A 22,465-nucleotide genomic window follows, 5' to 3' on the forward strand; every position below is an offset into this window, starting at 1 on the left:
CGATTGGGACAGGCAGGCCTTCGAGGCCGAGCGCAAAATGGATTCTAAAAAACACCTTGCCAAATAGGAGCGTCAGGACGCAAGAAACCCCCGCCGCACGAAGTGCGCAGCGGGGGTTTCTTGCATGTCCGAGGACGTTCTGAAAAATAACTTCAGGGCGGGCCCGGACAATAACAACCGACTACAGGTCGATGTGCGATTCCTTGATCGGGAACGGCTCCGCGAAGTGGCACGCGCAGCAGTGGCCCGGTGCGACTTCCTTAAACTCGGGAAGCTTCTCAGAGCAGATGCCCTGCGCGATCGGGCAGCGCGTGTGGAAACGGCAGCCGGTCGGCGGATCCAGCGGCGACGGCGGGTCGCCAGCGAGGATGATGCGCTTGCGGGTCTTCTGGATATCAGGATCGGGAACCGGCACGGCAGACAGCAGCGACTGCGTGTACGGATGGTGAGGCTCGCTGTAGAGCGTCTTCCAGTCCGAAACCTCGACCATCTTACCCAGATACATAACGGCAACGCGATCGGAGATGTGCTGCACGACGGACAAGTCGTGGGCGATAAACAGATATGCGGTACCGAACTTGTCCTGGAGCTCCTTCAGTAGGTTCAGAACCTGGGCCTGAATGGACACATCCAGAGCGGAAACCGGCTCGTCGCAGATAATCAGCTTGGGCTTCAGCGCAAAAGCGCGGGCAATGCCGACACGCTGACGCTGACCGCCGGAGAACTCATGCGGATAGCGGTTGATGTGCTCGGGATTCAGTCCAACGACGTCGAGAAGCTCGCGGACGCGCTCAATGCGCTCCTCCTTGGTACCCACGCCATGAATGGTCATGGGCTCAGAGACAATCTCGCCGATGGTCATACGAGGGTTGAGCGAAGCATAAGGATCCTGGAAGATAAACTGCATCTCGCGACGCATGTCCTTGATCTCATGCTTGCTCATCTCGGCAACATCTTTGCCCTGGAAGAACACCTTACCGGCGGTCGGCTTGGTCAGACGCATGATGGTGCGGCCCGTCGTGGACTTGCCGCAACCAGACTCGCCAACCAGACCAAAGGTCTCGCCAGGATAAATCTCAAAAGAGATGTCATTTACAGCAGAGACGACACGCTTGGAGAAGCGCTTGGCGAACATGCCGGACTCAGCGGGAAACTCCTTAGAGAGGTGCTCGACCTTCAGCAGCGGAGTGCGCTCGTTGGTATCTGCCATTACGCCTCGCCTCCCTTCTTGGAATCCTTGCGCGTACGGGACGTCTCAGGAGCGTTCTTGAGGAACTCGGGGTCACCGGAGTAGTGGCACGCAGAGTAATGACCAGACTCGGTGACAACGCGCTCGGGGCGCTGCTTGCGGCACTTGTCCGTCGCATAGGGACAACGAGGCGAGAAGACGCAGCCCTCAGGCAGGTTCATGAGCGAAGGCGGGTTGCCGTGAATCGGCGTAAGCGGCTTCTTCTCTTCGATGGCCTGCTCCGGGATGGAGCGGATAAGGCCCCAGGTGTAGGGGTGGCGGCTCTCGTAGAAGATTTCCTCAGCAGTACCGAACTCGACGGGACGGCCTGCGTACATAACCATGATCTTATCGGCCATATCGGCAACGACGCCCAGGTCATGGGTAATCATGATAATGGCGTTGCCGTTCTTCTCCTGCATCTCCTGCATGAGCTCGATAATCTGAGCCTGAATGGTAACGTCCAGAGCCGTCGTGGGCTCGTCGGCAATCAGGATATCGGGATCGCAGGCAAGAGCCATAGCGATCATGACACGCTGACGCATACCGCCCGAGAACTGGTGCGGATACTCATTGACGCGCTTCTCGGGCTCGGGGATACCCACGAGGTCCAAAAGCTCGGTGGCACGCTTGAGCGCCTCCTGCTTGGAGTAGCCACGGTGCAGACGAAGGCCCTCGCCCACCTGCTTGCCGATCTTATAGACCGGGTTCAAGGAGGTCATAGGATCCTGGAAGATCATCGCGATATCGTTACCGCGAATGTGCTGCATCTCTTCCTCAGTCATTTCGAGGATAGAACGACCGCGATAGCGAACGTCGCCGCCCTCGATCTTTCCCGGAGGCATCGAGATAAGACCCATGATGGTCATGGCGGTCACGGACTTACCGGAGCCGGACTCACCGACGACGCCCAAGGTCTCGCCGCGATCGAGCGTGTAGGACACACCGTCGACAGCGCGAACGACGCCGTCCTCGGTATGGAAATACATCTTAAGGTCATCGACCTCGAGCAGATGCTGGCCCTCGGGAACAGGCTGGTCCTTCAGGTCCACATAGTTCTTGTTCTTCTTCATCCTTATGCGTCCTTCATCTTGACGTCGAGGGCGTCGCGCAGACCGTCACCCAGCAGGGTGAAGGCGAGCACCGTCGAGAGAATTGCCAGACCGGGCATGATCATCATCCAGGGAGCAGTCAGAAGATACTGCTGACCGTCCTGAATCATGGAGCCCCACGAAGGCGTAGGCGGAATAACGCCCATGCCGAGGAAGGACAGAGCGGACTCGGTCAGAATGGCGCCACCAATGTTCATGGTCGCGTAGACCACGATGGAAGCGACGGAGTTCGGGAAGATGTGACGTACGACGATACGAGCATCAGATGCACCCATCGCGCGCGCAGCATCAACATAGTCGTTTTCCTTGACGGTCAAGATCGCAGAGCGGAAGACGCGCGCAATCGAAGGCCAGCCGAGAATACCGATGGCGATAAAGACGTTCTGAAGACCACGGCCGATAACGGCGATCATGGCGACAACGAACAGCACGTACGGGAACGCCAGGAAGATGTCCGCACAGCGCATGATGATCGTATCCCAGATGCCGCCGTAGAAACCGGCCAGAGCACCCATGACCAGACCGATCAGCGTGGAGATCGCGGTGGCCATAATTCCGACAGACAGCGAAACGCGCGCACCGTAGATAACGCGGACGAGAATGTCACGACCAAGGGCGTCGGTGCCAAACGGGTGCTCGGCACACGGAGCCAGCAGCGACGTCTCGGCCATGGTGGTCGAGTCGGAAGCCGTCGGAGAACCGAGCCAGGGCTTAGCCCACAGATCTGCGGTCAGGGCAACCACAACGACGATGATGATCCAACAGACACCGATAACGGCGAGTTTGTTCTTACGAAGACGCTTAAAAGCGTCGCCCCACAGCGTGCGGGACTTGGCGGGAGCAGATGCGGCCTTGGTGGCGGTAGCCTGCTCCTGAGACTGAGAATCAGTTTCCTGCATGAGACGTACCTCCCTTAGGCCTTATCCGACGGACCGCCAAGGCGGATGCGCGGGTCGAGGAATGCATAGCTAATGTCGACGAGCAGGTTGATCACCATGACGACGACAACGATGAGCGTAACGCCGCCCATAACGATGGGCCAGTCACGCATGCTAATGGCGCGATAGACCTCATAGCCGATACCGGGCCAGTTAAAGACCGTCTCGGTCAGGATGGCGCCCGAAAGCATGCCGCCAAAGTCGACACCAATATAGGTAACGACGGGGATGAGTGCATTCTTAAGCGCATGCTTGACGATGATCGCGCGATTGGAGAGACCCTTGGCCTTTGCCGTACGGATGTAATCCTGGTTCATGACGTCAAGCAGCTGCGAGCGCATAATGCGGGCGGCGTAAGCGGTCGAAACCGAAGCCAGCGTAATGGTCGGAAGCACATAGTGCATCCAATCCTGATACTGAGAGCTGGAACCGCCGGCACCCGAGATCGGCATGGAGATTGCACCGCCCGTGGCGTCCTTGAGGATGACGCCAAAGAACAGCTGCAGCAACATACCGAGCCAGAAGGCCGGGACCGCAACGAGGATCGACGTGGTAAGCGTTACCAAAATATCCCAGAAGGAATACCGCTTTACCGCCGAAATGATACCCGCACCGATACCCATAATTGCCTCGAGCACGATGGCGCACGCGGCAAGTTTGACCGTATACGGATACTTCTGGGCAAAGATTTCCGTAACCGGCAGCTTGCGCTGATACGAATTGCCCAGATCGCCATGAAGCAGGCCGTTCATGTAATACAAGTAACGGTCCACGAGCGACGTTTGAACGGGATCGCCGTTCTCGTCAAGGATCGCGTTGCCGTCCTCGTCCGACTGGACCAGGTGATAGCGGACGCGAAGCTGAAGCTCCACCTCGGGGGACAGAGCCTTGTCTCCACCGATCAGCTTGATCGGATCTCCCGGCACGATATTCTGGAGGGCGAACAGAATCAGCGTAACGCCCAAAAACACCGGGATGAACTGAAGCACACGTTTAACGATGTACTTACCCATACCACTCCCCTATCTAGGGATTAACCTAAATGGGATGCCGATCGCCAGATCGGCATCCCAAAATTACCATCAGCCAGTTTACCCCAGGTTAGGGAGAACTGTATGTTTCCCATGAGGTCTACGTAAATACTTGAACCTCACGGAAGCTGCAAACTCTTAGGCGAGCTCAGCGGTACCCAGCTCGGCATGCTTCTGCGGATCGACATAGAGGTGCTTGATGCGATCGGAGCCGACGATGGTGTGCGTGTAGAACATAATCGGGATGACCGGGCAGTCGGCAGCGACCATTGCGTCGGCCTCCTGCATCTTAGCGACGCGCTCCTCGTCGTCAACAATAGTACGAGCCTCGTCGACCTTGGCGTCGAACTCGGGGTTGTTGTAACCGGAGCGGTTGTCGCCACCGAGGGAGTCGGAGTGGAACAGCGGATACAGGAAGTTGTCCATGATCGGGTAGTCGGCAATCCAACCCAGACGACCGAACTGATAGTTAAAGTTCTGATACTGCTCGAGCAGGGCAGACCACTCAGGGGTATCGGAGACAGCGGTAACGCCAACCTTGGCGAGGTCGCCGATGATGGACTCCATGATCTCCTTGTGACCGCCGTCCTGGTTGTAGGAAAGGGTCACGCTAATGCCACGATCCCCGTTAGCGCCAGCGGGAGCAACCTTGTCGAGGTACTCGTTAGCCTTGTCGACATCGTAGGCGCAGAACTCCCATGCGCCCTCCTTGTAGCCATCGATGCCCGGAGGAACAATGCCGTCGGCGGGGGTACGGGTACCCTTGTAGATGGTCTTGCAGATGGCCTCACGGTTGATGGCCAGGGAGATGCCCCTACGCAGGTCGGCGTTGTTGAACGGCTCGGCCGTGGTGTTGCAGGTCAGATAGTACGTGGAAGGCTCGGCGCCGAGCAGCATGCGCTCGCCGTCACCCATGGTGTAGCCGTCCTTGGACACGCCGCGGTCCTTCTTGGCGGCATCGATCTGAGCAACGGGAACGTCGCAGACATCGAGGTTACCGGCCTGGAACTCCTTGTAAGCAGTCTCCATGTCCTTGATGACCTGGAAGTGGATGCCATCGATCTTGGCCTTGTCGCCATAGTAATCGTCGAACTTCTTGAGGTTGATCTCCTGACCATCCTCCCACTTGCCGTCCATCATGAACGGGCCGTTACCGACCGGTGCAAGATAGAAGCTCTTGACATCGGACTCGGCGCACTCGGGAACCGGGGCCAGAGCCGGGTGAGAGGCGACGAAGGGGAAGTCGGCGTAAGCGGAAGACAGCTTGACGACGAGGGTCTCATCGTCGGGGCAAGTAACACCGCTGAGCTCGGTAGCGTTACCGGCAAGCAGGTCGTCATAGCCCTCGACCATGGAAAGGTGATAGGAGACCTCGGAAGGGCCGTACTCGGTAGCGATGGCCGACTTGGTGTTGACCAGACGCTCCCAACCGAGCTTGAAGGACTTGGAGGTAACGTCGTCACCGTTGTGGAACTTGGCCTTCTTGATCTTGAAGGTGAACTCGGTGGCGTCGTCGTTGGCCTCGAAGGACTCGCAAGCCAGCGGAACGATCTCGCCCTTCTCGGCGTCATAAGAGGTCAGAGCATCAAAGAGCTGGTACTCGACCTGAGTGCCCTGGTCCTCCTGGACATTGTAGGGGTCGATGCAGACCGGGTTGTTGATGTAGAAGTTCAGCGTCGAACCGGAGTCAGAACCGGAAGCGTCGCCGCCCTTCTTGCCGCATGCGGCAAGAAAAGCCATGGAGCTCGCAGCGAGGGTGCCGCCAACAAAGGCGCGACGACCCATAACGGGCTGGTGGAACATAGAATCAGCCATGCCATCCTCCTTATGAGATAGGACAAAGTAAGTTCGGTCGGGCAACGTCAAGACAGCCCAATCGAACCATTCAAACGCGGTCCGCCGTTTTGGCTGGTTATACAAAGCGGACCAACGTATTGCAATACAGTAGCGCATTTTATGCACGATTTGGGGCTAATTCCGGTTAACGGTCGAGATTTTCTTTAGTTGGGCGAAGTATATGAGGATATTTTGACTCTGTTACAAATATGTAAACAAAAAGGGCCCCGCACTTGCGGAACCCTTTTCAAGTACTTATGCAGATCGTGATTAATAGCCCACGATGCCCTGCGGGAAGAAGAACATACATAGCACGACGCACACGGCAAACACGACAGCCATGATGACGGTCAGGCGGTCGAGGTTCTGCTCCATAACGCCTGTGGCAGAGCTGGAGTTATACAGCGAGCTAGCGATCATATCCGAAACGCCGGTACCCTTACCGGAATGCATCAGGACGAGAATCGTCAGCGCCACGGCAGAAACAGCCCAAACGACAAACAGAAGAATCTGGAACGGACCCATAGATAAGCTCCTTAATAGAACAATTCAAACTCCAGTACTGTACCACAATCCCCCGCTCTCCCCTACCTGCCACTCGGGGACGGTGCGGAAATGGCAGAAATACCAAAAAGGGGGTTGCCCAAATATGGGCAACCCCCTGCAAGAAAACGCTTGGAGTTTTCTCTTAGGCCTCGGTGGCGAGCACGCGACCCGTCATCTCGGCGGAAGGCTCAATACCAGCCATGGTGAGCATGGTCGGAGCGATATCGGAAAGACGGCCGTCCTCGATACCGGTGAGCTGTGCCTTCTCATCAACAATGATGAACGGCACGCGGTTGGTGGTGTGCGCCGTAAACGGATGCTTGGAACCGTCGGAAGCAACGTCAAACATGTGATCGGCGTTGCCGTGGTCGGCGGTAATCAGCGCAAAGCCGCCCTTAGCGAGAATCGCCGGGACAACCTTGGACAGGGCATCGTCAACAGCCTCGACGGCCTTAACGGCGGCGTCGAAGACACCGGTGTGGCCAACCATGTCGCAGTTCGCGAAGTTCACGATGTAGAAATCAGCGCGATCCTCGTTGATAGCGGCGACAAGCTTCTCGGTAACCTCGGGAGCGCTCATCTCGGGCTGCAGATCGTAGGTAGCGACCTTGGGGGAAGCGACGAGCACGCGCTCCTCGCCCTCCTTGGGCTCCTCGATGCCGCCGTTGAGGAAGAACGTCACGTGGGCGTACTTCTCGGTCTCGGCGGTGTGCAGCTGCTTCAGGCCATTGGCGGCGATGACGTCGGCCAGGACGTTCTCGGGGAACGTCTTGGGGAAGGCGACCTCGACGTCAAACGTCGGATCGTACTCGGTCATCGTCACAAAGTGCGAAAGCTTGATCTGCTCGCGCTCAAAGCCGTCGAACTCCTTGTCCGTGAACACGCGGGTCATCTGACGAGCGCGGTCGGGACGGAAGTTGAAGAAGATGGCCGCGTCGCCCTCGTGGATGCCCTCGTTGTGGGCAGCGAAGGGTTCGACGAACTCGTCGCCGCGCGGGTCCTTCTCGTAGTAGGCCTTGATACCGGCAACGGGGTCGGTATCGGCATCGGACGCGTTGACCATGACATCGTAGGCGCGCTGGATGCGCTCCCAACGATTATCGCGGTCCATGGCCCAATAACGGCCCGAGACGGTGGCAACGCGAGCGTCGCAACCGGTCTCCTCGGAGATCTTAGCCAGGAAGGCGCAGAACTCACTCATGTAACCGGCACCGGACTGCGGGTCAACGTCGCGGCCATCCATGAAGGCGTGGACGCGAACGGTCTTGACACCATGCTCGGCAGCCATCTTGACCAGAGCCTCGACGTGGTTCATGTGAGAATGAACACCGCCAGGGCTCATAAGGCCCATGAGGTGGAGAGTCTTGCCGTCAGCCTTGACGTCGTCCATAGCCTTGACGAAGACCTCGTTCTTGGCGATGGAGCCGTCCTTGATGGCGTTGTTGATGCGCGAAAGCTCCTGGAACACGATGCGGCCGGCACCGATGTTGAGGTGACCCACCTCGGAGTTACCCATCTGGCCATCGGGAAGGCCCACGTCCTCGCCCGAAGCGCCGAGCGTGGTGTGGGGGTACTTCTCGTACAGGCTATCAAGGAAGGGCGTCTTGGCAGCGGCGACGGCGTTCTCGCCATCGGCCGGAGCCAGGCCGCAGCCGTCCATGATGATCAGGAGTGCAGGAAGATGACGCTGTGCCATATGTCCTACTCGCCTGCCTTGACGACCATAGAGGCGAAGTCGGCAGCCTTGAGCGAAGCGCCGCCCACGAGGGCGCCGTCAACGTCGGGCTTGGCGACGAGCTCGGCAATGTTGCCGGGCTTGGCGGAACCACCGTACAGGACGCGGATGCCGTCGGCGAGCTCCTCGCCGAACATCTCCTTGAGGGTCTCACGGATAGCGCCGCAGACCTCCTGAGCGTCCTCGGCGGTAGCGGTCTTGCCGGTGCCGATGGCCCAGATGGGCTCGTAGGCGACGACGACCTGCTTGGGGCAGGTGATCTCAAGACCAGCAAGGCCGGCCTTGACCTGGTTCACGACGTGCTCGACATAGGTGCCAGCCTCGCGGACCTCGAGGGACTCGCCGCAGCAGAAGACGGGAACAAGACCGGCGGCAACGAGAGCCTTGGCCTTCTTGTTCTGATCCTCGTCGGTCTCGTGGAAGTAGTCGCGACGCTCGGAGTGACCGATGATGCAGTAGGTGCAGCCAGCGGACTTGAGCATGTCGCAAGAGGACTCACCGGTGAAGGCACCCTTGGCCTCCCAGTACACGTTCTGTGCACCGAGGGCGATGGGGGCAGCCTGAATGCGGTCATGAACCGTGGTGATGTCAATGGTCGGAGGGCAGACGAGCACCTCGACGCCAGCCGGAACCTCGGGCAGAGCCTGAGCCAGCTCGTCGGCGAGCTTAGCGGCCTCGGCGACGTCGTTGTTCATCTTCCAGTTACCAGCGATAAGAAGGGTGCGATTAGGCATCGAGAAGCGCCTCCACTCCGGGCAGGGCCTTACCCTCGACGAGCTCCATGGAAGCGCCACCACCGGTGGAGATCCAGCTCATCTTGTCGGCCAGGTTGAACTTGTTGACGGCTGCGACAGAGTCGCCACCGCCGATGATCGAGGTGCAGTCGGCCTCGGCGACAGCCTCGGCGATAGCCTGGGTGCCGTGAGCGAAGTTGTCGAACTCGAAGACGCCCATGGGGCCATTCCAGAACACGGTCTTGGCGCCCTTGACAGCCTCGGCATAGAGCTCCTCGGTCTTGGGACCGATGTCCATACCCTCACGATCGTCGGGGATAGCGTCGGAAGCGACAACCTCGGGGACAGCGTCCTCGCCAAAGTGATCTGCAACACGGTTGTCGATGGGGAGCAGGATCTTGACACCCTTCTCCTCAGCCTTCTTGAGCATCTCGCCGGCGCGCTCGACCCAGTCCTCTTCCTTGAGGGACTGACCAACGGACAGGCCCTGAGCCAGGAAGAAGGTGTAGGCCATGCCGCCACCGATGATCAGGGTGTCAGCGGAGTCGATGAGGTGATCGAGAACGCCGATCTTGGAGGAAACCTTGGAACCGCCGACGATGGCGACGAAGGGGCGCTCGGGCTCGGCGAAGATGCCGGTCAGCGTGTCGACCTCCTTCTCGAGCAAGAAGCCAGCGACGGCAGGCAGGTAAGCGGCGGGGCCCACGACGGAACCCTGGGCGCGGTGAGCGGTGCCGAAGGCATCGAGAACGAAGACGTCACCATAGGAAGCGAGCTTCTTGGCGATCTCGGGATCGTTCTTCTTCTCACGCTTGTCAAAACGGACGTTCTCGAGAACGAGGACCTTGCCCGGCTCGACGGCGGCGACAGCCTCAGCAGCCTTCTCGCCGTAGGTGTCGGCGACAAAGGCAACGTCGAGACCAGAGAGCTCAGCGAGCTTCTTGGCGACGGGCTCAAGGGAGAGCTCGGGCTGGAAGCCGGTGCCCTCGGGACGGCCGAGGTGGCTCATGAGGATGACGCGAGCGTTGTGCTCAACGAGGTAGTTGATGGTGGGCAGGGCAGCCTTGATACGGGTGGTGTCGCCAACGACGCCATCCTTGATAGGCACGTTAAAGTCAACGCGGACGAGAACGCGCTTTCCGTCGACATCGATGTCGCGGACGGTCTTCTTGGTAAAGGCCATGTTTGCTTCTACCTTTCGTACGTGTCTGCCTCCCATTACGGCAGACGATTTCTTATAAAAAGGGCGCGACCCTAGGGTGTAAGCCCTATAAGGCCGCGCCCTTCTTTAGACGCTCAACGAGCTATTCGCTAAAAGCTAAATTAAGCAACGAACTTCTCGAAGTACTTGATGGTGCGGACCATCTGAGAGGTGTAGGAGTTCTCGTTGTCGTACCAAGAGGTGACCTGAACGAGGGTCTGGCCGTTGCCAAGGTCAGAGCACATGGTCTGAGTGGCGTCGAAGATGGAGCCGTGGGTCTCGCCGATGATGTCGGTGGAGACGATGTCGTCCTCGTTGTAACCGAAGGTCTCGGAGATGGTGGCAGCGTAGGCCTTCATAGCAGCGTTGACCTCGTCGACGGTGACCTTCTTGTCAACGACAGCGTAGAGGTTGGTGATGGAGCCGGTCGGCGTCGGGACGCGCTGGGCGGCACCGATGAGCTTACCGTTGAGCTCGGGGAGAACCAGGCCGATAGCCTTGGCAGCACCGGTGGTGTTGGGGACGATGTTAACGGCGCAGGCGCGGCTACGACGCTTGTTGCCCTTGCGCTGCGGGCCGTCGAGCGGCATCTGGTCGCCAGTCCAAGCGTGAATGGTGGTCATGATGCCGGACACGATGGGAGCGAAGTCGTTCAGACCCTTGGCCATCGGGGCGAGGCAGTTGGTGGTGCAGGAAGCAGCGGAGATGATGTTGTCCTCAGCGGTCAGCGTCTCATGGTTGACGTTGTACACGATGGTGGGCAGATCGCTGCCGGCCGGAGCGGAGATGACGACCTTCTTGGCGCCAGCGTTGATGTGGGCCTGAGCCTTAGCCTTGCTGGTGTAGAAGCCGGTGCACTCGAGAACGACGTCGACGTCGAGGTCGCCCCAAGGCAGGTTGTTGGCGTCGGCCTCCTTGTAGATCTTGATCTCCTTGCCGTCAACGGTGATGGAATCCTCGCCAGCAACGACCTCGTGATCGCGAGCGTAGTTGCCCTGCGTGGAGTCGTACTTCAGCAGGTAAGCGAGCATATCGGGAGAGGTGAGGTCGTTGATAGCGACGATCTCGGAGCCCTCATGACCGAACATCTGACGGAAAGCCAGACGACCGATGCGACCGAAGCCGTTAATAGCAACCTTTACTGCCATTGTGTCTCCTTTCGTAAGGCCCCCGCGAGCTACAGCGCCCGCCGTTGAGGCCCACAAACTAACCACTCGCCTAATATACCTTTTTTTTGACTTGAATTTCACGAGAATGCTCGAAATTGAAAATCAAATTTACGTTAAAACGTTTTAAAGAATAAAATAGCAGCTAAATCCGTATATAAGTCGATACTTCAAACTACCTGTTTGCTTCAATGAGCTTTTCAAGCCGTAAAACACGATGGTAGAGAGCCGACTTCGACAAGGGAGGGTCAGCCATCTCCCCTAAATCACGCAGCGACAGATCGGGATAGCGCTCGCGCAGGTCGCAAAAGACCGCCAAGGCATCCGGAAGCGCATCGCGAAGGCCGCGCTGCTCGAGCTCATCGATAAGCGCAAGCTGATGCTGGGCGGCACCCGCACTTCTGGTCTGATTGGCCAGTTCGGCATTCACGCGACGGTTTACGTCGTTCTTAACCAATTTGACCGCGCGCGCTTCCTCGATCTCGGCAACGCTGCGCTTGGCGCCGACCAGCTTTAGGAGCTGCTCGATCTCCTCGGCGCTCTTAATGTAGACAGCAAAGGATCCGCGCCGCGCGTTAACGCGCGCATGGACCCCAATCTGTTCCAATAGATCGCAAAGCCCCCGGGCATACTGCTCGCCCTGCACCGCGATCTCCAAATGAAAGTCGCCGCGGGGATCGGCCACGAAACCGCCGGCGATGAGCGCTCCGCGGATGTAGGCAAGCCTGCAGCAGGGACGGGCAACGATGTGCCGGGGAACACCAGCGACGAGCCCTCCCCTGCGGTCGAGAATGCCCAGCAGCACCAGAGCCTTGTCCAGGTCGGGTTGATCGGGCAGGGTAATGAGATAGTTACGGACCTTATGCAAGACCGATTTACGAACGGTGAATTCCGTTTTGAGCTTAAGGATGCGATGCGTCAGTGTGATCATCGTACGCGCGACGGCACCCGTCTCGGTCGCGACCGTCAAACGATACCGCCCGGAGCCGGCCAGCGAAAGCGTACCGCTCACACGTGTCAGGGCGGCAAGCGTCGACAAATCGCAGTATTCACATTCGGGTTCGCAGCGCGCGAGCTCGTCACGCACCTCAGCGGTAAACGACATGCAGGCCTATGCTTTCGTGTTGGCGCGCGACAGGTCGCGATGGGAAATGCTCACGTGATATTGGGCGCCTTCCAAATAACGTGCCGTGGCCTCGGCGATGGCAACGCTGCGGTGTTGACCGCCCGTGCAACCGATGGCAATAGAAAGCTGCGGCTTGCCCTCCGCGATATAGCCGGGCATGACCGTATCGAGCAGCTGCGTCCAGGCCTTCCAGAACTCCTGGGTCTTGGGATGATCCAGAACAAAGTCGGAGACCTTCTTATCGAGACCGGTCATGGTGCGCATCTCGGGATCGTAGAACGGATTGGGCAGGAAGCGAACGTCGATCATAATGTCCGCCTCGACGGGCATACCGTGCTTAAAGCCAAACGAGAACACGTGAACGTCCATGAGCTGCTGGTCGGACAACTCGGAGAACGCCATGCGCAATTTGTTGCGTAGGGCAGAGGTGCGCAGGCGGCTCGTATCGATAATCATGTCAGCTCGGTCGCGAACGCCCTGCAGCTGCAGGCGCTCGCGCTGAATCGCATCGGCCGTAGTCTCCCCCGGCTTGGCAATGGGATGGCGGCGGCGGTTTTCGCTATAACGACGGATCAGCACCTCGTCAGAGGCCTCAAGAAACACGATGTCACAGCTCATCTCGCGCTCCTCGAGCGCGGCAACGGCATCGAGCAGCTCATCGAACAAGCCCTGGCTGCGCAGGTCGCAGGTGACGGCAAGATGCCTGCCCACGCCCGTATTGATGCCGACGAGTTCGGCAAGCTGGGCGATCAGACGCGGAGGCAAGTTGTCGATGCAAAAGTAGCCCATGTCCTCGAACACATGCATGGCCTGCGTTCGGCCCGATCCGGACATTCCGGTGATGATGACGATATCGGGGATGCGCTCCGAGCGCTCCGCCGCATCCATGGCATCTCCCTTTTGCATGTGTGCCTCCTAAAACAAGCGCGGGACCCGGCCAGCGGATCCCGCGCGATCAATTGCCTTTATTGAGTATACCGCCCCAAGCGGATACGAGGCCTGTCTTACGCCTCAAGCGCAGCCTTGAACCAACTCGTAATACTCGTGGGGTGCGTAATGGCAGTGCCTACGACAACGGCCCAGGCGCCCGCATCAATCGCGGCGCGGGCCTCCTCGGGCGTGTGCACGCGGCCCTCGCAGATGATGGGAAGACCGGGGAATTCCTCGGTCGCCTGACGCAGGAGCGGCAGATCAGGGCCATCGGCCATGGTGCAGTCGATGGCGGCGACACCGTGAGAAAGCGTAGTGGATACCAGGTCAAAGCCCATATCAACCGCACGGCGAATGTCCTCGATGGTGGCACAATCCGCCATCAGGAGCACGCCCTCCTCGTGCAGCGGACGGAAGGTGTCCTCGACGGTCTTGCCATCGGGACGTGGGCGATCAGTGGCATCAATTGCCACGATGTCGGCACCGGCAGCAACGCAGGCACGAGCGTGACGCAGCGTCGGCGTGATGTAAACGCCCTCGTGTCCATCCTTCCACAGGCCGATGACGGGAACCTCACAGCGACCCTTAATGGCGGCAATGTCGGCAAGACCCTGGCAGCGAATGGCGGCGGCGCCGCCGAGTTCGCAAGCGCGAGACATTTGAGCCATGGTCTCGGGCGTACGAAGCGGCTCGCCCATATACGCCTGAACGCTCACGACGAGCTTACCCTTCAGGGATTGAATCAAAGGATCAACGGTCATGTGCGACTCAACCTTTCTCAAAACGGCCTTCTGAGACACCGCACCTTGACGTTCAAACCGTCGCTCGCGTACCGAAGTACGCTTCGCTCCTCTTTCACGTCAATCTGCGGCACCTCAGAAGGCGCACTTGGTAGTTATGTTTACTTCAACGACGCAAGAAGGTGTTCGGCGGCACCAATAAGCGGCGCGTCGCCCTCCAGAGAACCGATGAGGATCGGCGTGTCCTGAAGCGGGTCGAGCGCCTGGCTGGCATAGCCCTCGTGCACCGAGTCCTTCCACGTCTGCGAGCGCCAATCGGGACCCTGGTGAATCACACCTCCCGAAAGCACGATGACCTCGGGATCCAAGATGTTGGCAAGCGAGCCCAAGCTAGCGCCCAGCGCAAAGCCGGCGTCATGGATGACCTCAGTCGCCTTTGCGTCGCCCGCGCGGCACAGGTCGTTCACATCGCGACCGACCGAAGGACGGGTGGGGTCGACGCGGCCAAAGCGCTCATCGTACATACGACCAATGGAGGTGCCCGAAGCAACCGACTCCAGATGGCCGGAACGCCCGCAGGCGCAGGGAATGCCGGCAGCAGCCGAGCACTCGATGTGGCCCATATGACCGGCAGCACCATGGAATCCCTGCATCACACGGCCGTTCTCGACATATGCGCCGCCGATGCCCGTACCGATGCCCAGGCACAAGACGGAGAACTTGCCCTTGCCGACGCCCCAGTGGGCCTCGCCCAGAGCATGAGCCTGCACGTCGCCCACGACGGCAACGGGAAGACCAAGGTCCTCGCGCAGACGCGGCCCCAACTGAACGCCGGACCAGCCGGGCATGATCTCGTTGGCATACGCGATGGCGCCCGTCTTGGGATCGACGACGCCTGCGGCACCGATGCCGACACCGAGGACCTCGACATCGGGATTCGCCTCGAGAGCGGCCTTGATGGACGCCTCGATACGCTGGAAGACGGCCTCGCCGCCCTCCTGGGCCTCGGTGGGAACCTCAGCTTCAAAGACCGGATGGGGCACGCTGCCATCAGCCGGATACTCCATGATGGCAGTCGCAATCTTGGTGCCGCCGATATCGACGGAGCAAACGTACTTGTTCTCCATGTCGCTCTCCTTAGGAGATAAAAACAACTACAGGAAATGCGCCGTCAGACTAGCCGCCACAGCGCGGTAAAGGTTTTCCAGGTGCCCGAGGTTGGGGTGAAAGTGGTCAGGCGTTGACCTAATGGGTCACGCCCGACCACTTGAGCCCCAAGATCGGGTGCCTGGGGAAGCTTTACAGGAGACCGTTGTCCTGGAGGACCTTCTTAATCGCCTCGACGTTCTCGCCGGTCATGGCCTTCACCGGGCGCGGCATGGTCGGGCTGTCGAAGATGCCCATGAGATTCATAGCGGTCTTGAAGGCACCAACGCCGCCGGCATAGCCCTGAACGCCCGAGGTGACATCCCAGATGTGGGAGATCTCGTTGAGGCGATCCTGCTCGGCCTTGACGGTAGCCCAGTCGCCGGCCTGAGCGGCCTTCCACTGACGCACGTAGCCCTCGGGCTCAACGTTGGCGAGACCCGGGACGGAACCGTCGGCGCCACCGAGGTAGGCGCCGTCGACAACAACCTCGTGACCGGTGAGGATGCTCATCGGGTGGCCGTTCTTCTCGTTCTCCTGAACGAGATAGCGGAACGAGATGTCATCGCCCGAGGAATCCTTGACGCCGGCCAGGACGCCCTCGGCGCCGAGCTTGGCAAGGAGCTTCCAGGGGAGCTTGGTGTGGACGCACACGGGGATGTCGTAGGCAAAGATGGGCAGGTCGAGTTCCTCGTGCAGGATGCGGAAGTGCTCCTCGACCTCGGTCATGCCCTGCAGGGCATAGAACGGGCAGGTGGCGACGAGGGCATCGGCGCCCAGCTCCTGGGCGACCTTGCCGTGCTCGATCATGCGCTCGGTCTCGGTGTCGATGATGCCGACCAGAACAGGCACGCGGTGATCGACGATGCGCACGGCCTCGGCGATGATCTGACGACGACGCTCGTCGGTGGAGAAGACGACCTCGCCCGAGGAGCCCAGGAAGAACAGGCCATCGACGCCGGCATCGATCATGCGGTTGATGCTGCGCTCAAAGGAAGCAACGTCGAGCTGGTGGTCTTCGGTATCGGGAACAACAACGGGAGGGATAACGCCGGTGAATTTCTGAGTTGCCACAAGAATCTCCTTAGTTGTCTGGCGGGCGACCCTATGCCACCCACTCTTGTTGGCAGTGTCCAGGCCGTCTAGGCCAAAGAACACGGGTAGAACGTTTGGTTAAAGAAGTCGACGACTTCGTTTTCGAACGCATTGATGCGCTCGTGAGCGTATTTGGCATAGATGATATGCCTCCGGTCACACTCAAGACCGTTGAACACGGCAAACTGGCCCTTGGGGTCGCTCACGGTATCCATGAGCGAAGTGCCCATGAGCACCGAGCCGCGCACCCGAGACGACAGCGCCTCGAGGCCACCGGGAATTGGATTGGCAACCGCCGTACAGGCAAGGCCCCGCTCGTCCAGAGCAGAAACCGCCAGCGCGACTCCGCCGCCAAGGCCCTCGCCCCATGCAAAGATGCGGTCGGGGTCCATGCCATCAAGATTGCGCGCAACCTTCGCCAACGCGCAGCCCCAACGGACGCGCTCGACAAAAGCGCGCGAAGCAATTCCCCGCTGCAGGTCGTCCGCACCAGCCACATCGTCATCCAGCGCGAGGACGGCATACCCCATGGCGGCAAATCTCGTCATGTGATGCCAGCCGCGCACAGGCCGATCGATGTCGTGGAACATCAGGCACAGCGGCACACGCTCAGATACTCGGGCACGACCAACTGGCTCAATCAAACGAGCGTGGACCGCATCGTCACCGAGCTCAAAGGAAATCTCCGAGTAGCGGGCGCAGGGGTTAACAAAGTCAATCGCCGTAATGGCCAGGCCTTGAATCTCAAGATTCGAAGCGCATGCCTCTAAATCAGAAACATCTGCTTGGACGTCACCGTGCCAGCCCCGATATTCTGCGAGCCTTGACGAAATCGTTCCAGGAATTCCCACGAGCCCGGGGACTATCAGCTCGTCAACATTGCTCTCGCACTTAGACATGAGCCTCCCCTCCCTTGCAGAAAAACGGAATGATCAGATCATCAAAGTCCTGAATCTCCTCGTGGCCAAAGCCCTCAAAGAACTCATGACGCTTGTCGCAGGACAGGTTGTTGTACACCGCAAACTGCGTCACCGGCGGACAGACGATATCGGCTGTGCCCGTGCCAAACAGAACGGGGCATTTGACCATGGGGGCAAAGTTCTTGGAATCGAAGTACGCCAGTTTGGCATAGGCTTCCTCGATACGAGTCGAGTCCTCGTCAAACCAACGCGACCAATAGCGCAGACCCTCGTAGGCAATATCGTCGGCGTCCAGATCCCAAACCAGGCGGAAGTCCGATAAGAAGGGATAGAGGATGGCCGCGCGATTGATAAGCTCGCTGTTAAGCGCGCAGGTCGCAATACCCAAACCGCCACCCTGCGATGCGCCGTTCACATACACGCGGGTAAGATCGATGCCCTCGAGCTCGCGAACGATGCGGCACAGAATGCGGATATCCTGATGTAGGCGGACATAGTAGAGGTTGGCCGGATCGCCGTCGATACCGGCGACGATATGGCCCGCGACCGTCGTGCCCTCAAATCCACCAATGTCCTCGGAGGGGCCTCCTTGGCCGGGACAATCGAGAGCAATGAGCGCCATGCCCATGCCCGAAAACGACGCCTGCTCAAACCAGCTGCGGCTCGCACCCGGATATCCATGGAACTGAAGCACCAGCGGCATGGGCTCCTCCGAGACCGGCTTGAGGTACTTGGCATGCAGGCGTGCACCACACATGCCGGCATACCAGAGGTCGAAAAACCGACAGGTCGCGGAATCCGCAACCGAAGCCGCCTCAATCGCGTAGTCGAGCTCGACGGCGTCGGCCTCGACCATGCGGTCCTTCCAAAAGAGATCGAAATCCGATGGACGGGGCATAGCGCCTCGATATTCACCAAATTGCTGTTGTAGCTCCTGAGCACTTGGCATGGCTCGTGAACCCAACCTTTCGAAATCGCAACGGAGGTGCGCCCGGCAAGGGAACCGGGCGCACGGGAGGGAAAGCGAGGCTACTCGCCGAGCTTGGGATGCAGCAGCGACGGCGCAGCGCCGAGCAGCATCTTGGTGTAGGGGTCCTGAGGGTGCTGGAAGACCTGCTTGGCCTCGCCATGCTCGACGATCTTGCCGCCATTCATAACGATGATGTCGTCAGAGATATAGCGGACCGTCTGGATGTCATGGCTGATGAAGACCATGGCCAGGCCGAGCTCCTTCTTAAGGTCGGTCAGCAGGTTCAGAATCTGCGCGCGGACCGAAACGTCCAGAGCCGAGGTGGGCTCGTCGGCGATGATGGCATCGGGGTTCAGCGACAGGGCACGGGCAATTGCGACGCGCTGGCGCTGGCCGCCCGAAAGCTGGCCGGGAAGAACCTCGGCGGCGGAGCTGGGCAGACCGGTGAGCTCCAAGAGCTCCTTGACGCGTTTCTCCTGCTCGGCCTCGGTACCCAGGTTGTGGACGCGCATGGGGTCGAGCAGTTGCTCGCGAACGACCATGCGGGGGTTGAGCGCCGTGGCCGGGTTCTGGAACACGACCGAGATGACGCGACCCATGTGGCGACGGTCCTCGGCGGTACGTTTGGTAACGTCCTTGCCCTTAAAGTAGACCTTGCCGCTCGTGGGGGCCTGCAGGCCGCACATGACGTTGGCGGTGGTGGACTTTCCGCAACCGGACTCGCCGACGATGCCGATGGTCTGTCCGGGCATGAGCTTAATCGTTACACCCTGGACGGCGTGAACCAGGTTGGGGTGCAGAATCGAGCCGGTACGGGTCCTAAAGGTGACGTGGACGTCATCAAGGAAGATGATCGGCTCGACGCCGTTGACTGCGGTCTCGCTCATCTACATCACCTCCGCGTGAGGGGTCAAACCATTTGCCTTGAGCACCTCGTCGGGGAGCTCGGAATAGAAGTGCTCGGTGCCGGGCACGCGCTTGAAGACCGGACGGGTGTCCAGGCCAATGCGCGGATGGCTCGAGCGGGGTGCGAAGCGATCGCCCTTGGGGAAATCGCGCGGGCTCGGAACGGCGCCGGGCACCTGGTGCAGGCGGCCCGAACCGCTCTCGATGGACAGGACGGAACCCAGAAGACCGCGAGTGTACTCGTGGATCGGGTTGGTGAGCAGCTCCTTGGTGGGCGCCTGCTCGATAACCTGGCCGGCGTACATAACCGTGATGTTATGAGCGACCTCGGCGACCAGTGCCAGGTCGTGCGAAACGAAGATCATGGCAAAGCCGAGCTTGGCCTGAAGGTCGTTAAGCAGCTTGATGACCTGCTTCTGGACGGTAACGTCCAGAGCGGTCGTGGGCTCGTCGCAGATGACCAGCTTGGGGTCGCGGGTAAGGGCCATAGCGATCAGAACGCGCTGACGCTGACCACCGGAAAGCTCATGCGGATAGCTCTCGAGCGTGCGCTTGGGATCGAGGCCGACGAGCTCCAGGAGCTCCTCGGCGCTGCGGGTTCCGCCGCGCTTGGTGAGCTGCTTCATCTGGGCAGAGATGAGCATGGAAGGGTTGAGCGAGGACAGGGCGTCCTGATAGACCATAGCGATATCGGTACCGCGCAGGCCGAACCACTCCTTCTTGCTCATCTTGAGCAGGTCACGGCCCTCCCAGAGGACCTCGCCGGAAAGGTGCTCGTCCTCATCGGTCAGGCCCATGATGGCCAGCGTGGTGATGGACTTACCGCAACCGGACTCGCCCACCAGGCCCATGGTCTGACCAGGACGGACGTCAAAGTTGACATGGTCGACGACGTTGATATCACCGTGATGCTCAAACTGGATGCAGAAGTCACGGACCGAGAGAATCGGTTCGACAGACTCGTCGGGCACATGGCGATCGTCACGCTTGAGCTCAACATCGCGCAGGGCGCCAAGGCGAGCGGAGAGGGACTGGGCCTGCTCCTTGTAGGCGCGAACGGGGTCGGAGACCAGCAGGTCGGCCTCGCGACGCTTGGAGGAATCGGTCGGATCCAGGGCGGCGGAGGGAGCAGCGGCCATGGCGTCGGTAATGCCCTCGGAGAGGATGTTGAGCGCCAGGCAGGTGATCATGATGGCCAGGCCCGGGAACAGCGCCTGCCACCAACGGCCAGCGAGCACGCCGCCGCGGGCGTCGGCGAGGATGTTGCCCCAGGTAGCGGTGGGCTCCTGGATACCAGCGCCGATGAAGGTCAGCGAGGCCTCGAAGATGATGGCGTCGGCGACCAGGGTAACGGTAAAGACCATGATCGGGGCGATGCAGTTACGCAGAACATGCTTGATCAAAATCCACGGAGCCTTGGCGCCGGAAACGATGACCGCGCGGACATAGTCCTCGCCGTACTCGGACACGATGTTGGCGCGCACGATACGGGCAATCTGCGGAGTGTACATAAAGCCGATGGCGAAGATGATCGACGGCACGGAGTTGCCCAGGATGGAGACGAAGACGGCCGCGAGGGCGATGCCCGGGATGGACATGATGATGTCCAAGATACGCATGATCGTCTCGGAGACGGCCTTGCGCGAAACCGCTGCAAGGGCGCCCACGACTGAGCCGCAGACCAGAGCCATGGCAGTGGCGCCAAAGCCGATAATCAGCGAGTAACGACCACCGTAGAGCATACGCGACAGAATGTCGCGACCCTTATCGTCGGTACCGAAGATAAATCCGTTGCCGGGAGCCTGGCGAGCCGTAAAGATCTCGACCGGGCTATAGGGGGCAAGAAGGGGCGCCAGGATCGCAGTCAGGGCGACCAGCACCAGCACGACGGCGGCAATCTTAGAAGACAGCGTCATCTTCTTCCAGCCACCGAGCTTGAGCCCCTTGGAGGCAGCCTTCTCGAGCTGCTCGGTTTGCTTCTCTCGAATCTTTACCATAATCTACACCGTCCTGATGCGCGGGTTGATGAGCAGGTAGAGCATGTCAACCACGATGTTGATGATGATGAAGGCAAGAGCAACGACGATAACGACGCCCTGAACCAGGTTCGCCTCGTTGCCCTGAACGCCCTGCAGAATCGCGGTGCCCATGCCGGGGAGGTTGAAGATAACCTCGATGACGACAGCGCCGCCCATGAGGTAACCGATCTTAAGACCGAGGGTGGTGACCGGGGTGATCAGCGCATTGCGAAGAACGTTGATGCCGACGACGACCTTCTCGGGAACGCCGGCGCCGCGAGCCATACGGACATAATCCTTGTCGAGCTCCTCGACCATGGCGGTACGCACGATACGAGTCATCTGGCCCGTCAGCGGAAATGCCAAGGCGATGGCGGGCATGATCATACGTCCCAGATAGCCAACCGGATTCGTGGTGAAGTGAGGCAGAGCACCCGATGCCGGGAGCACCTTAAGGTAGGAAGAGAACAGCAGGATCAACAGAACGGCAAGCCAGAACGACGGGGTTGCCAAGCCGGCGATGGAAAAGACGCGGATCACTTGGTCCGGCCATTTGTCGCGATACAGTGCCGCGATGACGCCGAGCAAAAACGAAACGACCGCACCGATGGCAAGACCGATGAAGGTCAGCTGCATCGTGACGGGCAGGGCCGTGGAGATGCGCTTGGCAACGGAGTTGCGAGCAGCACCATAGGTGCCCATGTCGCCATGGATCAAATCGCCCATATAGCGCACGTAGCGCACGGGCCAGGGGTCGTCCAGACCATACTTCTCATGGTACTCGGCAACCGCCTCGGGCGAGGCGCCGTCACCCAACGCCGTGTAGGCGGGGTCGGTCTTGGAGAACGACATAAGGAAGAACACCAGGACGGTGACGCCCAATGCCATGATCGGCAGCGCCACAAGACGCCTTCCAATCAAACGTAGCAAGTTGTTCACGTTCTCTCCCCTTTCTTTTGTCGGTAGGACCAACTGGTATATGAGTACGGATACTCATTACAAGACCCGAGCGACATCGTTGCCGCCCGGGTCTTCGTTTCAACTATGAGGATACGGTCCCAACGACCGACATCCTGCATACAGACTC

20 protein-coding genes are annotated in these 22,465 nt (G+C 59.7%); all 20 read right to left on the reverse strand.

Features of this window, described 5'->3' with window-relative positions; genetic code table 11:
* Positions 1 to 181: 181 nt before the first annotated feature.
* Positions 182 to 1,210 (reverse strand): ABC transporter ATP-binding protein, encoded by a 1,029-nt coding sequence (locus AB5767_RS07850; RefSeq protein ID WP_022094888.1) that lies wholly within the window; start codon positions 1,208 to 1,210, stop codon positions 182 to 184.
* The gene (locus AB5767_RS07855; protein ID WP_022094887.1) at positions 1,210 to 2,301 is read right to left on the reverse strand and encodes an ABC transporter ATP-binding protein; all 1,092 of its coding nucleotides are present in this window, start codon (positions 2,299 to 2,301) and stop codon (positions 1,210 to 1,212) included. Before AB5767_RS07855 ends, AB5767_RS07850 begins: the two co-directional genes overlap by 1 nt.
* A gap of 2 nt (positions 2,302 to 2,303) precedes the next feature.
* Positions 2,304 to 3,239, reverse strand: a complete 936-nt coding sequence (locus AB5767_RS07860; protein WP_035138881.1) for an ABC transporter permease — start codon at positions 3,237 to 3,239, stop codon at positions 2,304 to 2,306.
* Between the two features lie 14 nt (positions 3,240 to 3,253).
* The gene (locus tag AB5767_RS07865) at positions 3,254 to 4,291 is read right to left on the reverse strand and encodes an ABC transporter permease (protein ID WP_022094885.1); all 1,038 of its coding nucleotides are present in this window, start codon (positions 4,289 to 4,291) and stop codon (positions 3,254 to 3,256) included.
* 156 nt (positions 4,292 to 4,447) lie between these two features.
* Positions 4,448 to 6,124 carry a peptide ABC transporter substrate-binding protein gene (locus tag AB5767_RS07870; RefSeq protein ID WP_368132889.1) on the reverse strand — a complete coding sequence of 559 codons (1,677 nt, stop codon included), beginning with the start codon at positions 6,122 to 6,124 and terminating at the stop codon, positions 4,448 to 4,450.
* Positions 6,125 to 6,415: 291 nt separating this feature from the next.
* A complete protein-coding gene (gene secG / locus AB5767_RS07875; RefSeq protein WP_006236144.1) occupies positions 6,416 to 6,670 on the reverse strand; it encodes a preprotein translocase subunit SecG in 255 nt (84 codons plus the stop codon).
* Positions 6,671 to 6,833: 163 nt separating this feature from the next.
* Positions 6,834 to 8,387 carry a 2,3-bisphosphoglycerate-independent phosphoglycerate mutase gene (gene gpmI, locus AB5767_RS07880; protein ID WP_006236146.1) on the reverse strand — a complete coding sequence of 518 codons (1,554 nt, stop codon included), beginning with the start codon at positions 8,385 to 8,387 and terminating at the stop codon, positions 6,834 to 6,836.
* A gap of 5 nt (positions 8,388 to 8,392) precedes the next feature.
* The gene (gene tpiA, locus AB5767_RS07885; protein ID WP_089572945.1) at positions 8,393 to 9,160 is read right to left on the reverse strand and encodes a triose-phosphate isomerase; all 768 of its coding nucleotides are present in this window, start codon (positions 9,158 to 9,160) and stop codon (positions 8,393 to 8,395) included.
* Positions 9,153 to 10,343, reverse strand: coding sequence for a phosphoglycerate kinase (locus AB5767_RS07890; protein ID WP_006236149.1), 1,191 nt, complete (start codon positions 10,341 to 10,343; stop codon positions 9,153 to 9,155). The genes tpiA and AB5767_RS07890 overlap by 8 nt, the downstream gene beginning before the upstream one ends.
* A gap of 140 nt (positions 10,344 to 10,483) precedes the next feature.
* The gene (gene gap, locus AB5767_RS07895) at positions 10,484 to 11,509 is read right to left on the reverse strand and encodes a type I glyceraldehyde-3-phosphate dehydrogenase (protein ID WP_022094880.1); all 1,026 of its coding nucleotides are present in this window, start codon (positions 11,507 to 11,509) and stop codon (positions 10,484 to 10,486) included.
* A 193-nt stretch (positions 11,510 to 11,702) separates the two neighbouring features.
* The gene (gene whiA, locus AB5767_RS07900; protein WP_368132161.1) at positions 11,703 to 12,632 is read right to left on the reverse strand and encodes a DNA-binding protein WhiA; all 930 of its coding nucleotides are present in this window, start codon (positions 12,630 to 12,632) and stop codon (positions 11,703 to 11,705) included.
* Between the two features lie 6 nt (positions 12,633 to 12,638).
* Positions 12,639 to 13,559, reverse strand: a complete 921-nt coding sequence (gene rapZ, locus AB5767_RS07905; protein WP_022094878.1) for an RNase adapter RapZ — start codon at positions 13,557 to 13,559, stop codon at positions 12,639 to 12,641.
* 98 nt (positions 13,560 to 13,657) lie between these two features.
* Positions 13,658 to 14,344, reverse strand: a complete 687-nt coding sequence (locus tag AB5767_RS07910) for an N-acetylmannosamine-6-phosphate 2-epimerase (RefSeq protein ID WP_022094877.1) — start codon at positions 14,342 to 14,344, stop codon at positions 13,658 to 13,660.
* 140 nt (positions 14,345 to 14,484) lie between these two features.
* Positions 14,485 to 15,450 (reverse strand): ROK family protein, encoded by a 966-nt coding sequence (locus tag AB5767_RS07915; RefSeq protein ID WP_368132160.1) that lies wholly within the window; start codon positions 15,448 to 15,450, stop codon positions 14,485 to 14,487.
* Between the two features lie 172 nt (positions 15,451 to 15,622).
* The gene (locus tag AB5767_RS07920) at positions 15,623 to 16,543 is read right to left on the reverse strand and encodes a dihydrodipicolinate synthase family protein (protein ID WP_035138887.1); all 921 of its coding nucleotides are present in this window, start codon (positions 16,541 to 16,543) and stop codon (positions 15,623 to 15,625) included.
* 68 nt (positions 16,544 to 16,611) lie between these two features.
* The gene (locus AB5767_RS07925) at positions 16,612 to 17,463 is read right to left on the reverse strand and encodes an acetylxylan esterase (RefSeq protein WP_368132159.1); all 852 of its coding nucleotides are present in this window, start codon (positions 17,461 to 17,463) and stop codon (positions 16,612 to 16,614) included.
* Positions 17,456 to 18,433 carry an acetylxylan esterase gene (locus tag AB5767_RS07930; RefSeq protein WP_368132158.1) on the reverse strand — a complete coding sequence of 326 codons (978 nt, stop codon included), beginning with the start codon at positions 18,431 to 18,433 and terminating at the stop codon, positions 17,456 to 17,458. Before AB5767_RS07930 ends, AB5767_RS07925 begins: the two co-directional genes overlap by 8 nt.
* An 80-nt stretch (positions 18,434 to 18,513) precedes the next feature.
* Complete coding sequence (locus AB5767_RS07935; RefSeq protein WP_035138891.1) at positions 18,514 to 19,341, reverse strand: ABC transporter ATP-binding protein; 828 nt, start codon at positions 19,339 to 19,341, stop codon at positions 18,514 to 18,516.
* Positions 19,342 to 21,357 carry a dipeptide/oligopeptide/nickel ABC transporter permease/ATP-binding protein gene (locus tag AB5767_RS07940; protein WP_099431432.1) on the reverse strand — a complete coding sequence of 672 codons (2,016 nt, stop codon included), beginning with the start codon at positions 21,355 to 21,357 and terminating at the stop codon, positions 19,342 to 19,344.
* Between the two features lie 3 nt (positions 21,358 to 21,360).
* Positions 21,361 to 22,317, reverse strand: a complete 957-nt coding sequence (locus AB5767_RS07945) for an ABC transporter permease (RefSeq protein WP_035138896.1) — start codon at positions 22,315 to 22,317, stop codon at positions 21,361 to 21,363.
* Positions 22,318 to 22,465: the final 148 nt, after the last annotated feature.

The organism is Collinsella aerofaciens (assembly GCF_040926265.1).
Classification (GTDB): domain Bacteria; phylum Actinomycetota; class Coriobacteriia; order Coriobacteriales; family Coriobacteriaceae; genus Collinsella; species Collinsella aerofaciens_BB.

Bases quoted from the DNA above. Each gene is read 5' to 3' on its own strand.
- AB5767_RS07850 (WP_022094888.1), bottom strand. From the start codon at position 1,210: ATGGCAGATACCAACGAGCGCACTCCGCTGCTGAAGGTCGAGCACCTC.
- AB5767_RS07890 (WP_006236149.1), bottom strand. From the start codon at position 10,343: ATGGCCTTTACCAAGAAGACCGTCCGCGACATCGATGTCGACGGAAAG.
- gpmI (WP_006236146.1), bottom strand. From the start codon at position 8,387: ATGGCACAGCGTCATCTTCCTGCACTCCTGATCATCATGGACGGCTGC.
- gap (WP_022094880.1), bottom strand. From the start codon at position 11,509: ATGGCAGTAAAGGTTGCTATTAACGGCTTCGGTCGCATCGGTCGTCTG.
- secG (WP_006236144.1), bottom strand. From the start codon at position 6,670: ATGGGTCCGTTCCAGATTCTTCTGTTTGTCGTTTGGGCTGTTTCTGCC.
- whiA (WP_368132161.1), bottom strand. From the start codon at position 12,632: ATGTCGTTTACCGCTGAGGTGCGTGACGAGCTCGCGCGCTGCGAACCC.
- AB5767_RS07930 (WP_368132158.1), bottom strand. From the start codon at position 18,433: ATGCCAAGTGCTCAGGAGCTACAACAGCAATTTGGTGAATATCGAGGC.
- AB5767_RS07865 (WP_022094885.1), bottom strand. From the start codon at position 4,291: ATGGGTAAGTACATCGTTAAACGTGTGCTTCAGTTCATCCCGGTGTTT.
- AB5767_RS07855 (WP_022094887.1), bottom strand. From the start codon at position 2,301: ATGAAGAAGAACAAGAACTATGTGGACCTGAAGGACCAGCCTGTTCCC.
- AB5767_RS07870 (WP_368132889.1), bottom strand. From the start codon at position 6,124: ATGGCTGATTCTATGTTCCACCAGCCCGTTATGGGTCGTCGCGCCTTT.
- tpiA (WP_089572945.1), bottom strand. From the start codon at position 9,160: ATGCCTAATCGCACCCTTCTTATCGCTGGTAACTGGAAGATGAACAAC.
- AB5767_RS07915 (WP_368132160.1), bottom strand. From the start codon at position 15,450: ATGGAGAACAAGTACGTTTGCTCCGTCGATATCGGCGGCACCAAGATT.
- AB5767_RS07860 (WP_035138881.1), bottom strand. From the start codon at position 3,239: ATGCAGGAAACTGATTCTCAGTCTCAGGAGCAGGCTACCGCCACCAAG.
- AB5767_RS07940 (WP_099431432.1), bottom strand. From the start codon at position 21,357: ATGGTAAAGATTCGAGAGAAGCAAACCGAGCAGCTCGAGAAGGCTGCC.
- AB5767_RS07935 (WP_035138891.1), bottom strand. From the start codon at position 19,341: ATGAGCGAGACCGCAGTCAACGGCGTCGAGCCGATCATCTTCCTTGAT.
- rapZ (WP_022094878.1), bottom strand. From the start codon at position 13,559: ATGCAAAAGGGAGATGCCATGGATGCGGCGGAGCGCTCGGAGCGCATC.
- AB5767_RS07910 (WP_022094877.1), bottom strand. From the start codon at position 14,344: ATGACCGTTGATCCTTTGATTCAATCCCTGAAGGGTAAGCTCGTCGTG.
- AB5767_RS07925 (WP_368132159.1), bottom strand. From the start codon at position 17,463: ATGTCTAAGTGCGAGAGCAATGTTGACGAGCTGATAGTCCCCGGGCTC.